The sequence below is a fragment of the Enterobacter cloacae complex sp. 2015409 genome (assembly GCF_041365315.1).
Lineage (GTDB): Bacteria > Pseudomonadota > Gammaproteobacteria > Enterobacterales > Enterobacteriaceae > Enterobacter > Enterobacter pseudoroggenkampii.
In genome coordinates, this window is the sequence record NZ_JBFTVM010000001.1 from 1,329,630 (window position 1) to 1,341,888 (window position 12,259).

At 57.9% G+C, this 12,259-nt stretch carries 16 protein-coding genes; 6 read left to right on the plus strand and 10 right to left on the minus strand.

All coding sequences use genetic code 11. The features are described from left to right. Nucleotides 1–89: 89 nt before the first annotated feature. Nucleotides 90–776 (plus strand): RluA family pseudouridine synthase, encoded by a 687-nt coding sequence (locus ACDO57_RS06235; protein WP_370883690.1) that lies wholly within the window; start codon nt 90–92, stop codon nt 774–776. Nucleotides 777–783: 7 nt separating this feature from the next. Here ACDO57_RS06235 and ACDO57_RS06240 read toward each other — a convergent pair whose 3' ends face one another. Then, the gene (locus ACDO57_RS06240; RefSeq protein WP_008502315.1) at nt 784–1,323 is read right to left on the minus strand and encodes a DUF2058 domain-containing protein; all 540 of its coding nucleotides are present in this window, start codon (nt 1,321–1,323) and stop codon (nt 784–786) included. Nucleotides 1,324–1,555: 232 nt separating this feature from the next. Between ACDO57_RS06240 and ACDO57_RS06245 the strand changes: the two genes are divergently transcribed. Beyond that, on the plus strand, nt 1,556–2,530 hold the full coding sequence (locus ACDO57_RS06245) for a DUF1852 domain-containing protein (protein WP_370883691.1): 975 nt from the start codon (nt 1,556–1,558) through the stop codon (nt 2,528–2,530). A 23-nt stretch (nt 2,531–2,553) separates the two neighbouring features. Next, the gene (locus tag ACDO57_RS06250; RefSeq protein ID WP_048990893.1) at nt 2,554–3,582 is read left to right on the plus strand and encodes a methionine synthase; all 1,029 of its coding nucleotides are present in this window, start codon (nt 2,554–2,556) and stop codon (nt 3,580–3,582) included. Nucleotides 3,583–3,587: 5 nt separating this feature from the next. On the opposite strand, the gene ACDO57_RS06255 is transcribed toward ACDO57_RS06250, so the two are convergent. Then, complete coding sequence (locus tag ACDO57_RS06255) at nt 3,588–4,520, minus strand: LysR substrate-binding domain-containing protein (RefSeq protein ID WP_370883692.1); 933 nt, start codon at nt 4,518–4,520, stop codon at nt 3,588–3,590. Between the two features lie 95 nt (nt 4,521–4,615). Here ACDO57_RS06255 and ACDO57_RS06260 point away from each other — a divergent pair, with 95 nt between their 5' ends. Together ACDO57_RS06260 and ACDO57_RS06265 are read left to right on the plus strand one after the other, a co-directional pair. Beyond that, a complete protein-coding gene (locus tag ACDO57_RS06260; RefSeq protein ID WP_061715213.1) occupies nt 4,616–5,050 on the plus strand; it encodes a DMT family transporter in 435 nt (144 codons plus the stop codon). Between the two features lie 3 nt (nt 5,051–5,053). Continuing rightward, the gene (locus tag ACDO57_RS06265) at nt 5,054–5,512 is read left to right on the plus strand and encodes a DMT family transporter (RefSeq protein WP_061715214.1); all 459 of its coding nucleotides are present in this window, start codon (nt 5,054–5,056) and stop codon (nt 5,510–5,512) included. Nucleotides 5,513–5,936: 424 nt separating this feature from the next. Here the strand turns inward: ACDO57_RS06265 and ACDO57_RS06270 are convergent, their stop codons facing one another. From ACDO57_RS06270 to ACDO57_RS06305, 8 genes are read right to left on the minus strand one after another with little or no spacing between them, the layout of a single operon-like run. Continuing rightward, nucleotides 5,937–6,461 (minus strand): DUF3833 domain-containing protein, encoded by a 525-nt coding sequence (locus tag ACDO57_RS06270; protein ID WP_061715215.1) that lies wholly within the window; start codon nt 6,459–6,461, stop codon nt 5,937–5,939. Further along, a complete protein-coding gene (locus ACDO57_RS06275; protein ID WP_061715216.1) occupies nt 6,458–6,979 on the minus strand; it encodes a hypothetical protein in 522 nt (173 codons plus the stop codon). Before ACDO57_RS06275 ends, ACDO57_RS06270 begins: the two co-directional genes overlap by 4 nt. Then, a complete protein-coding gene (locus tag ACDO57_RS06280; protein ID WP_061715217.1) occupies nt 6,976–7,461 on the minus strand; it encodes a DUF2878 domain-containing protein in 486 nt (161 codons plus the stop codon). The genes ACDO57_RS06275 and ACDO57_RS06280 overlap by 4 nt, the downstream gene beginning before the upstream one ends. Further along, nucleotides 7,458–8,678: a cyclopropane-fatty-acyl-phospholipid synthase family protein gene (locus tag ACDO57_RS06285; protein WP_248164407.1), complete on the minus strand. Its 1,221-nt coding sequence runs from the start codon at nt 8,676–8,678 to the stop codon at nt 7,458–7,460. The genes ACDO57_RS06280 and ACDO57_RS06285 overlap by 4 nt, the downstream gene beginning before the upstream one ends. Further along, nucleotides 8,675–9,397: a DUF1365 domain-containing protein gene (locus tag ACDO57_RS06290; protein ID WP_370883693.1), complete on the minus strand. Its 723-nt coding sequence runs from the start codon at nt 9,395–9,397 to the stop codon at nt 8,675–8,677. The genes ACDO57_RS06285 and ACDO57_RS06290 overlap by 4 nt, the downstream gene beginning before the upstream one ends. 1 nt (nt 9,398) lies before the next feature. Then, complete coding sequence (locus ACDO57_RS06295; RefSeq protein ID WP_370883694.1) at nt 9,399–10,658, minus strand: NAD(P)/FAD-dependent oxidoreductase; 1,260 nt, start codon at nt 10,656–10,658, stop codon at nt 9,399–9,401. After that, nucleotides 10,655–11,374: an SDR family NAD(P)-dependent oxidoreductase gene (locus ACDO57_RS06300; protein ID WP_370883695.1), complete on the minus strand. Its 720-nt coding sequence runs from the start codon at nt 11,372–11,374 to the stop codon at nt 10,655–10,657. The genes ACDO57_RS06295 and ACDO57_RS06300 overlap by 4 nt, the downstream gene beginning before the upstream one ends. Next, a complete protein-coding gene (locus tag ACDO57_RS06305) occupies nt 11,371–11,805 on the minus strand; it encodes a nuclear transport factor 2 family protein (protein WP_370883696.1) in 435 nt (144 codons plus the stop codon). The genes ACDO57_RS06300 and ACDO57_RS06305 overlap by 4 nt, the downstream gene beginning before the upstream one ends. 256 nt (nt 11,806–12,061) lie before the next feature. Between ACDO57_RS06305 and ACDO57_RS06310 the strand changes: the two genes are divergently transcribed. After that, entirely contained in the window at nt 12,062–12,259 is a 198-nt protein-coding gene (locus ACDO57_RS06310; protein ID WP_024908361.1) for a hypothetical protein, read from the plus strand.

Below are 12,259 nucleotides of genomic sequence, written 5' to 3' on the forward strand. Positions count from 1 at the left end.
GACTTCACCCTCTCACCGCCCGGTGGGAGGGTTTTTCTTTTCCCCGCTTTTCGTTATCATCCGCTCCCACTCTCCAGCCGGGCGGCCTGATGTCTGTAATCGTCGATAACTTTATTGCCCCACCTTGTCTCGATGAGATCGAAATTCTCTGGCAGGACGAGCATCTGCTGCTGATCGATAAGCCTTCCGGCCTGCTCAGCCTCTCGGGCAAAAATCCGCAAAACCTTGATTCCGTCCATTATCGTCTGGTTCAGACGTTCCCCGGCTGCACGCTGGTGCACCGTCTGGATTTTGGCACGTCCGGACTGATGGTGGTTGCGCGCAATAAAGCCATCAACGCGGCGCTGTGCCAGCAGTTCAGCCAGCGCAGCGTGGAGAAAGCCTACAGCGCCCTGCTTTGCGGACATGTGGAAAATGACGAAGGTGTAATCGATGCGCCGATTGCCAAAGACCCGGCGCTGTTCCCGCTGATGTCGATCTGCGCCATTACCGGTAAACCCGCCCGCTCCCGCTACCAGGTTGTGGAACGGTTTTATCAGGGGGCGGGATTACCGTTAACGCGGGTGAAACTGATCCCGGAGACCGGGCGAACCCATCAGCTGCGTATTCACTGCCAGCAGCTGGGGCACCCTATTCTAGGCTGCGATCTGTATGGCGGTCTTGACGTGCCGGGCGCTGAAGAAACGCCCCGGCTGATGCTGCATGCCAGCGAGCTGAATTTTATTCATCCCGTGAGCGGCGAGCCGGTTAACGCCCGTCACGCCGCCCCGTTCTGAATGCGGTTTACCACATCAAATCGTCAGGGATTTTGAAGTCCGCGTACGGATCGTCTTCGTCCTGCTCTTCCTGGCTGAGCGCGCTGTTTAACACGATGCTGTCGGCATCGCGCTGGGCAATTTTATCGGCCACCACTGCCGGAATGATCGCGTAGTCGCAGTCACCGTTAGCATTGAGCACCAGGCGCGCAATCGCCAGACGGCCATTGATCAGCTGGGTCTGCGTTTGCTTATCGACTTCAATCTTTTTAATCAGCGTACCGTCGGTAAAGTTAAAGGTGATGTTGCCTTTTGCCACGGTGATGCGGTTCATCTCAATTAGCTGCTTCACCTGCGCCTTAAACTCTTTCGCCAGCACGGCCTGCTTCTGCTGCTCGCTCAGCAGCTTGTCACGCTCGATCTGCGCCTTCTTGTTCTCTTCGACCGCTTCACGGGCCTCACGCGCCTGCACGCGTGATTTCTTTGCCGTACGCTGCACTTTCGCCGCTTTCTTGCTGCTGACGAGGCCCGCTTTCAGCATCTGCTCTTGTAAGGTGAGTTTTGTCATGATTGTTTCTAAACCGGTTGGAAATTTTGGGGATTATAGCGGGAATTGAGGAAAGAGTGCGACATTAGCAGAATCGTAGGCCGGGTAAGCGCAGCGACACCTCGCGCATTACACTTCATGAAGTTCGCTCATGTTGCAGTGAAATTAAGTCACTTCCCCTGCGCCGCGGGCTCAGGCATAAATTATGCATTGGTAACTTCTTAGCAACATGAACTTAGGATGCATAACCACAATGAGCAAAGCTTTCACATATAACCTTAAGCGCAGTTGCTTCGATGAGAATTACAACCCGTCAGAAAATACGCGTACGACCACTAACTTTGCCAACCTGGCCCGCGGGGAAAAACGTCAGGAGAACCTGCGCAATACCCTGGTGATGATCAACAACCGCTTCAACGCCTTAGCGCGCTGGGATAACCCAAATGCCGATCGCTACGCGGTTGAGCTTGAAATCATCTCTGTCGATTTAAACATTGGCGCGGAAAAACCGTTCCCGGCCATTGAGATATTGCAAACGTATATTGTCGACAAGAAAAACAACCAGCGTCTCCCTGGCATCGTCGGGAATAACTTCTCGTCTTACGTGCGGGATTATGATTTCAGCGTCCTGCTGCTGGAGCATAACAAGAACCAGCAGCACTTCAGCATTCCGGAAAAGTTTGGCGAGCTGCACGGCAATATCTTCCACCACTTTGTGAACTCACCGGAATACAAAGAGAACTTTAGAAAGGGACCGGTGATCTGCCTGAGCCTCTCCAGCAAAGATACCTATCGCCGCACCGGTAATCAGCACCCCGTGCTGGGCGTTGAGTATCAGCCGGATGGCGAATCGCTCACGGAGCAGTACTTCGCGAAGATGGGCCTGAGCGTGCGCTACTTCATGCCGGAACACAGCGTGGCGCCTTTCGCGTTCTTCTTTACCGGCGATTTGCTGAGCGACTACACCGATCTGGAACTGATTGCCACCATCAGCACGATGGAGACGTTCCAGAAGATCTATCGCCCGGAAATTTATAACGCCAACTCGGCGGCCGGACTGTGCTACCGACCGGATCTGAACCAGCAGGATCACTCCTTAACCAAAATTGTGTATGACCGGGAAGAGCGAAGCCGTCTGGCGATTGAACAGGGTCGATTTACCGAAGAGTACTTCATTAAGCCTTACAAACACATTCTTGAGCAGTGGTCTGATAACTACACGCTTTAATACATCAAAAAAGGTCTCTTATTATGAAAACATTGCTCCCGACTTCAACGGCTGGCAGCCTGCCTAAGCCGACCTGGCTTGCGCAACCTGAAACGCTGTGGTCACCCTGGAAATTGCAGGATCAGGAACTGCTGGCGGGCAAGCAGGATGCGCTGCGCCTGTCTCTGGATGAGCAGATCCGTGCGGGAATCGATATCGTCAGCGACGGGGAACAGACCCGTCAGCACTTCGTCACCACCTTTATTGAACACCTGAGCGGCGTCGATTTTGAGAACCGCCAGACGGTGCGCATTCGTAACCGCTATGACGCCAGCGTGCCGACCGTGGTCTCCGCCGTCGCGCGCCAGAAACCGGTCTTCGTCGACGATGCAAAATACCTGCGCCAGCTCACGGACAAGCCAATCAAATGGGCCCTGCCCGGGCCGATGACCATGATCGATACCCTTTACGACGCGCACTATAAAAGCCGCGAAAAGCTGGCCTGGGAATTCGCCAAAATCCTCAATCAGGAAGCGCGAGAGCTAGAGGCCGCAGGCGTGGATATTATCCAGTTTGATGAACCGGCGTTTAACGTCTTTTTTGATGAGGTCAACGACTGGGGTATTGCCGCGCTGGAGCGCGCCATTGAAGGGCTGAAGTGCGAGACCGCGGTACACATCTGCTACGGCTACGGCATCAAGGCCAATACCGACTGGAAAAAGACGCTCGGATCCGAGTGGCGCCAGTACGAAGAGGCCTTCCCTAAGCTGCAGACCTCTAACATCGACATTATCTCTCTGGAGTGCCACAACTCCCGCGTGCCGATGGATCTGCTGGAGCTGATCCGCGGCAAGAAAGTGATGGTTGGCGCGATTGACGTGGCAACCAACACGGTTGAAACGCCGGAGGAAGTGGCCGATACGCTGCGTAAAGCGCTGCAGTTTGTCGATGCCGACAAGCTGTATCCGTCAACCAACTGCGGTATGGCTCCCCTCTCCCGTGAGGTCGCTAACGGCAAGCTGAAAGCACTTAGCGCTGGCGCAGAGATTATCCGCAAAGAGCTTGGCGCGTAATCCCCTTACCTTTGCCAGTAAAGCGGCGTACCAAAGCGCTCGACGTAATAATCAATTACCGCCCTGACGTTCAGGGGCGGATGTCGGGCATCAGGATAGATCGCCGCAATAGCCTGCTGTTCCGTATTGATGGCACACTCCAGCGCGGGCAGGAGCGGAATCAGCTCACCGCGCTGGAGCTGTTCACTCACCAGCCAGTCCGGGAACAGCACGATCCCCATTCCACCCAGCGCCGCAGCGAGTAACGCCTCCGCATTATTGGAGGTCATCAATGGCGTCACGGGATAGTGTATCCACGCCTCGCCCTTCCTGCGAAAGAGCCAGCGGTTTGGCCCTGACGATCCGCGATAGACAAGACAGTGATGACGGTTCAGATCGTCCGGTCCGTCAGGTGCACCATGTTTACGCACGTAATCCGGCGACGCGGCCAGATGATAAACCTGCTGCCCGAACACTCGCGCATGAAACGAGGAGTCCGTCAGCACGCCAATCCGAAATATAACATCCGCCGCATCCCGGTGGGGATCGATAAAATCATCGGTCAGCGTCAGCTCTACGCTCAGGCGAGGATAGCGTTCCGACAGGCCGGGAAGTCTTGGGGCTATGTGCTTCTGGCCGAAAAACACCGGTCCGTTAATGCGGATCGCACCGGACGGTTCCACCGCACGCGCGTCCAGCTCCCGGCGCGCCTCTTCCAGATTTTCCGCCATCGACCGGGCGTAGCGAACAAACAGATGACCGCTTTCCGTGGGAATGACGGCCCGCGTATTGCGATAGAAAAGCTGCTGCCCGAGCGCGTCCTCAAGCTGGTGGATCACGCGCGATATCTGCGAGGCCGATATCCCCTGCCGCCGCGCCACGACGGAGAAGTTCTGCGCTTCATACACGTCGATAAAGATCAGCAGCGCGCGGATGTTGATGTTGCTGGCGTCAACCATTAATGCATTTCTCGCAAAGGTGTTTCCAGCATTATGGCATTTTTCTCATTGAACAACCCACGTAATCTTCTTCGCCTGAAAACGGAGGAAGAAGAATGCAGTTTGTTTTGATTTTACTGGTGATTGCCGGCGGGATGGGCCTCTCCGTCGAAGCGGGACTGCTGGGACCGCTGGGGGGAAAGGTCGGGGATTTGTGGGCGACGTTCAGCATTTTTGGCGTCGGCGCCGCGCTAACGTTTCTGCTGATGCTGTTTTTCAGCCCGCGCAACAGCCCGTCATTTTTCGCACAGCCCGGCTGGCAGCTGCTCGGTGGCGTGCTCGGGCCGGTGTACGTGGTCATCCTGACCGTGGCGACACCCACCATCGGCATCGCCATGACCATGATTGGCATTCTGGCCGGGCAGGTCTTTAAAAGCCTGATCATCGATCACTTTGGTCTGCTGGGTTCGCCGCACAGGAAGATAAACGCGAAGCGCATTATTGCACTGGTTTTCATCATTGCGGCACTGGTTCTGGTCGCACAGGGGTAACGTATGACACTGATTATGATCCTTCTGGCCGTCTGCGGCGGCGCAACGCTGAGCATTCAGGCCGCCATTAACGGACAGCTCGGCAGCAGCGTGGGGGTATTTAAAAGCGCGTTTCTGACGTTTTCCGTCGGCGCACTGGTGACCGCCCTGCTCATTTTCTTCTTTGAGCCTAAGCAGGTGGTCACGCTGCTGGACGTGCCGAAATGGCAGCTTCTCGGGGCGATATTCGGCGTGCCCTATATCGTGATTATGGTACTCGCCGTACAGCGCATCGGCACTGCCGTCGCCACGGTGGCGGTGATCTTTGGCCAACTCGCCATGAGCATGCTGATTGATCACTTTGGCTGGCTGGGTAATCCCGCCATTTCCTTTTCAACGAGTCGTCTGGGGGCGGTAGTCTGCCTGGGGATTGCGCTTGTCTTTATTTACTCGGGTAGTAAAACCCGTTCTGCCGGGGCATGACATCACACCTTGCGGACACAGCGTAGACACGAAACAGTTCCCTCGCCCCTTTGGGGAGAGGGTTAGGGTGAGGGGGAACATACGGCTGTAGTGGTCATTCCGTTCACTTTATGTTCCTTGCTACTCTGTAACGACATGACCTGTGAACGTGCCAGGGTGGCTCAATCGCCACCACCCTGGCGACCCGGGCTCCCGGCGGTAAATCGCCGCTTCGCGGTCCCTTCGGCTTATTCCTTCCGGCTTATCGGGGACGGGCGGAGGTAACATCCCTGTAAAGCCCGCCCTCTCGGCGCATCCCTGCGCCTCGCCCCGGCCTGCAGGAAACGCCTCAGCGATTTACAGCCGGACCAGGTCATCGCTGCAAAATAATCATGTCATTTAAAAAATCCGAATCGCTTCTGGTTACAAATTGAGTGGGGATCCCTTATCCCTTGGTGAAAAACAGCGTCACCGTGGCGACGGTGACGCCCAGTTTCTTCATCTCGGTTTTATTAAACAGATGGTTCTCATCCTGCAGGTACATCCAGTCGTCAAAGTTCAGTAGCCAGGTGCTGCCGTTGGCCTTCACGCTCATGCTGTAATGCCAGTTGAACGCGTTGCCTGCGGCCTGCCCCGTCGCTACCCCTTCGATATCCCCCGCCGTGCCCTCATAGCGATCGGTCCCCAGGCGCCGGATATGCCAGACCCGCTGCTGCTTCTCACCGTCGTCGTAAACAAAATGTTCGTTGAGCGTCAGCGTATCGCCGATAACGTCTCCGGCAATCTCCACGTGAAAACGTCGGATCTGCTTGCCGCTGCGATCCTGCACCATCCCCCACGCTTCGGTTTTTCCCTGGAAGTAATGGAAAATATCAAGCCGCGGCTGCTGCTGGCGGTATTCGGTCACCTCTGTGCTACAGCCCGCCAGCAGCATCGTTAATGCCAGCACCATCATCAGAAAACGTTTCATTTTTGGCCTCCGATTAACTGCTGACGCAGCTCAGGATATTGCGTACGGGGAGCCAGCCAGATGGCCAGAAAGCGGGTACTGAACGCTTCTGACTGGCGTGGTCCCAGGGGAATAAAGGTTTTCTGAAGGGCCGGATCGCGGTACCAGAACTGCCCCTGCTGGTCATCAAGGACAAACGCCAGCTGTGAGCCCGGTCGAACATCCGGCCACAGCGTCCGGAGCATCCGCAGCCAGGCTTCGCTTTGCGGTTCCTGCGCCAGGATCCCCTGCGCCTGCCACTGGTCGCGGGTCGCCTCGACCAGCTCATCGCGATCGATGTCGCGCGCATAGGTAATTATCAGCGCCTGATCCTGGTTCTCCCGACCGTAACGCCCGTCCGGCGTGCGCAGCTGGGAGGTATAGACGGTGAACGGCCCCCAGGTAAGCGTGGCATCGCCCACCTTACGCCATGCCAGCCAGTCGGCGGCCTGTGCCGCGGGCATGGCGATGAGCCAAAGCAGCAAAATCGCAGCTCTCATTTTTGTCTCCCCATCAGCAGGTGGAAAAACAGCATCAAAACCAGCCAGCCCGGCGCCATCCAGCTGACGACGATAAAGGTCGGCTCCAGAAATGTGATGGCATCCAGCCGCTCGCCAATAAGGTACGCCACCGGGCCTCCTACGGCCGCCAGCAGGGTCAGCAGCCAGCCGGGCAACGTGGTGGTGCGCGTAAGCTGCGTCCAGACGGTGGCGAACATCAGCCACAGTGCCACCATCCATAGCGGCATCAGGGAGTCGCCCGTGAAGGCTATCAGTCCCGTCAGCGCCCAGAGCGTATCCAGCAAACTGCCCGCCGCGGCCAGCCCAATGGCGTAAAAACGGTATACAGACGGCAAGAGCAGGCATGCCAGGATCGCCAGCGCGAGCCAGATAATCAGGCCTTGTTCGCGAAAGAGCACCACCAGCGCCCAGTAAAGATCGAACGCGACGGCCAGCAGAAAGACCTGAAGATATCGTTTCATACGCGCTCGGCGGTCAGCTGCACCACGCTGATGGTGCGGGCGTTAAACCCGGCTTCGCAGTAGCCAAAGTAGTACAGCCACATGCGGCGAAACCGCTCATCAAAGCCGAGCTTTTCAATCTCCTGCCAGGCGTGGACAAAGCGCTGCCGCCAGTGGGCCAGCGTGCGGGCGTAGTCGGGACCCATGTCGAACAGATTGCGTACCACGAAATCGGTGTGGCGCGTCATCAACTCGTTCATCGCCGTAATGCTCGGCAGGAAGCCGCCGGGGAAAATATAGCGCTGGATAAAATCGACGCTTTTGCTGTAGTCGCGATAGCGCTGATCCTGAATAGTGATGGCCTGAATCGCCATGCGACCTCCCGGGCGCAGCCGCGCCTGGCAGGTACGGAAGAACGTGGGCAGATAGCGCTGCCCGACGGCTTCGATCATCTCTATCGAGACCAGCTTGTCGTACTGTCCGGTGAGGTCGCGATAGTCGCAGAGCAGCACCTCGACCCGATCCTGCAGCCCGGCGCGGGCGATCCGCTCGGTCGCCCAGACGTATTGCTCCTGCGATAGCGTGGTGGTGGTCACCCGACAGCCATAATGACGGGCCGCGTATTCCGCCATCGCGCCCCAGCCGGTGCCAATTTCCAGCAGATGGTCACCCGGGTTTAGCACCAGCTGTTCACACAGGCGCGCCATTTTGGCCTGCTGAGCCGCAGTGAGATCCTGCTCGTCAGCGGTAAACAGCGCGCTGGAATAGAGCAGCTCCTTATCCAGAAAATGGGCATAGAAGGTGTTACCCAGATCGTAATGGGCGGCAATATTTTCACGCGCCTGCGCGCGGGAGTTCCGCCGCGTCCAGTGGCGTAGCCGCTCCAGCGGCCTGCCGAACAGACGGAACCCGTTTTCGAGACGACCAAGCACCTCGCCGTTGAGCGCCAGAAGTTCCAGTAGCGGCGTGAGGTGCGCGGTTTCCCATTCGCCGTCCATCCAGGCTTCTGCCGCGGCAAGGCTCCCGCCCGTTAAGACGCGCCAGTAAACGCCGGGCGTAAGGATCTGCACGTCAGCATGCAGCGCGGAGGATGTCTCGCCAAAATGAAAGGTCTGTGCCCCTTCACGCAGCGTGAGCGAGCCGCCGCGAATGCCGCTTAACAGACGAAAAAGCAGCCAGCGCGCAAGGCGCACGCTGCGCGGGATATCGGGTTCTAACGCAAAGACGGGATCGGTCATGAGCGTTCACTCCTGCTGACGGGATGGTTATACAGCGGCACGCGCTTGAGCCACAGGCGCAGCGCCTGCCAGTAAATGGCGAAAACGGTTTTCAGGGTCATAAGCGGGATACGCAGGAGCAGCGAACGCAGCGCGGGGTGCGTCAGAGGCTCCCGGCGCAGCGCCAGCGTGGCGTCGAACACCTTCGCTTCCTGATGATTTTCAATGTGCATATGCAGCGTGTTATCCGGGTCGTTGAAGCGCCAGTGGTAGATCATGTCCATCGGGTTGAAGGGAGAAACGTGAAACGCTTTTTCCGTGGGCTGGGCATGTTGCCCGTCGACCGCGTAATAATGACGCTCGTTCCACGGCGTGTTGCGGACCTCCGCCAGCACCCAGCGCAGGGTACCCTTCCCGTCATAGCAGTAGTAAAAGTTGACCGGATTGAAATGGAACCCGAAATAGCGCAACTGCGTCAGGAGCATGACCCGCCCGTCCGGACGTTCCCCGGTCAGGCTCTCCAGCCTGCTCAGCACGTTCTCTTTAAGCGGCGTGCCAAGCGGATAGTCCGCATCATGAAATGAGGCGGCGGCAAAGCGATTGCGCCGCACGCCGACGGACGTCAGCAGCGGCAGCTCATCGAGATCCAGCCAGGCCATAAACACGCTGTAGCGAAACTCATGGGTTTTCGGCTGCAGGCGGCGGTGGCGTAATACGCCGTGGTAAAGGCAGCTGTTCATCTCAGTTCCCCTCCCCGACCGCTATCGCATTGACCACGTCCAGCGCGCTGCGCACCCCGTCCTCATGAAAACCGTTGTACCAGTAGGCCCCGCAGAACCAGCTCCGCCGGTGGCCGTTGATCTCGCCGCGCCGTGCCTGCGCCCGCCAGCTTTGAGGGTTAAACAGCGGATGTTCATAGACGAAGCGTTGCAGAACGAAGCGTTCATCCACCGGTGCGTCCGGGTTCAGGGTGACGCAGAACAGCGGACTGCCCGCAGGCAGCCCCTGCAGGATGTTCATGTTGTAGGTGACGCAGGCGCTGGCCTGCGCCTGCTCGCTCAGGCGGTAGTTCCAGCTGGCCCAGACGCGCGGCCGCACAGGCAGCCAGCGCGGATCGCTGTGTAAAACGACCTCGTTGCGCTGCCAGCCGATATCACCCAGCACTTCGCGCTCGGCGGGCGTCGGGTCATCAAGCATCGCCAGAGCACTGGCGGAGTGGCAGGCAAAGATCACCTGGTCGAAGGTATGGCTGGCGTCGTCGAGCTGGAGGGTGACGCCATCCGCATGGCGTTTCACACGCTGCACCGGCGCGTTCAGGTGCAGCGTCAGCCGGTCGCCCAGCTTATCCAGCATGGCGCGGATATACTCCCGCGAGCCGCCCGGCACTACGTACCACTGCGGACGATGGGTGATATCCAGCAGGCCGTGGTGGTGAAAGAAACGCAGGAAGAGCGGCAGCGGGAAACGCGTCATCTCCTGCAGCGACGAGGACCAGATGGCGGCTCCCATCGGCAGAATGTAGTGTCGCGCAAAAAACGGCGTGAAGCCGTGCTGCTGCAAAAACGTCTGCAGCGTGGCGTTCGGGTCCACCTCCCCGTCCAGCGCCGCTTTCGCCAGGCGATTAAAGCGAACGATCTCGCCCAGCAGCCGCCAGAATGCCGGATTCACCAGGTTTCGACGCTGGGCAAACAGCGATGTCAGGGTGTGTCCGTTGTACTCAAACCCCGTAGCGGGATTGTGCACCGAAAAGCTCATCTGCGTTTTTTGCCCGCTGATGCCCAGCTCGCTGAGCAGGCCCATAAAACGCGGATAGGTGCGATCGTTATAGACGATAAACCCGGTATCGATCGCGTATGTACCCTGTGGCGTCGTCACGTCAACCGTTGCGGTATGGCCGCCCGGCGTGGATCCCGCTTCAAACAGGGTCACCTGATGGTGTCCGGCCAGCCGCCAGGCGCAGGTCAGCCCGGCGATGCCGCTGCCGATAATCGCAATGTTCATGAACGCACCATCCTGCGCAGCAGCGCGCGCTGAAGAAACGCAGGCAGCCCGGAGAGCAGCCGCAAAATGAAGCCAAACCCGTCAGGAAACGCAATGTGCATTTTCCCAGCCGCCAGTCCGATACGGATCGCCTTCACCGCCTCGTCGACGGTCACCCTGCCCGGCATGGCAAAATCGTTTTTCCGCGTCAGGGGCGTATCGACAAAGCCCGGAGAGACAACCGTGACGGCAATCCCTTTTGGCTCCCAGTCCAGGCGCAGGCTCTCGGCAAACCAGCTCAGCGCCGCTTTGGACGCGCCGTAGGCCTCTGCCCGTGGGAAAGGCAGCCAGTGGGCCATCGAGCTCACCAGCACCACGCGGTTACCGGCAACCAGCTGCGGCTGGAGCGCCTCGAGGCAGTTCACCGGGCCAAGGAAATTAGTGCTCATGACCCGCTCCACCAGCGCCGCATCCACCACTCCACCGTCGAGGTATTCGCAGGTCCCGGCGCAGAGAATAATCAGGTCGGCGTAGCTGCCGGTCAGCGCCTGGCGACAGGCGTCCCTGTCCGTCATGTCGAAGAGGCGAACGGTGAGATTAGGACAGGTCTGATGCAGCGCTTCCAGACGCGCCGGATCTCGCCCGCAGGCAATCACATGGTAGCCGTCAGCGGAAAAGGATTTTGCCAGCCCGGCGCCAATCCCCGAGCTTGCGCCGGTAATCAGCACCGTCTTCATGATTTGACCCTCCGCTTCACGCCGCGAACCGCCCAGCCAAGCAGAGGAAGATGTTCGTAGATCATCTCTCCCGCATCGTAGTAGTCGCGCTGGTGCGTGATGAGATCGTTTTCCGTCTGCACCACTGAACATCCGGGCAGGTCGAGCGGTTCGCCTCCGGCAATGCGTGGATGCGACCAGTGCATCAGCCAGGTGACAACAAACCGGTTCCCGCTGCACAGCGGCGCATCGATAGAAAAACGGCAGTTCTCGACGTTGGCCAGCAGATGGGTGAAGTAGCGCTGAAGCGCAAAGATACCGTTGTGCTCGCCGAAGGGATCGATAAGCGTGGCATTCGAATGATAAAGCCCCGCCAGCGCGGACGGCGGCTGGCTATCCAGTGCGGCGTAGTACTCGACAAACCGACTCACGACAGAGGGCAAAGTGCTCATGGGTCACATCCTGGCTGTAAACAACGTGGCGTAATCGCATAATTAAAACTTACACAATTAACGTTATTTGTCCAAGTTTGTGCAGATTTATTTTTTATTACCTATCAATATCAACAACTTGATAACTCAATCGTTTGATGGTTTTGTAGGCCGGGTAAGGCGTAGCCGCCACCCGGCTTTCACTTTCAGGATATCCTTAAGGCAAATTCGTCGGTCTTCTTCCAGGCTTATCCTTTTTATTCAAAAGGATGCCCGTATGAAACGTTTCTTCCTCTCCCTTTTCTCAAGCCCGGAATCCTTACTGCAGGTGATGAGTCAGCAGGAAATTATTGAAGCCGTGGAAGATGGCGATCGCATCATTATCGACCAGGACGGGAACGCCTCGGTGAACTACAAGAGCAACGAGGTGAGGCAGGATTTTCTGCGTCACGTCAACACGCTGAAGAGGGCCTGA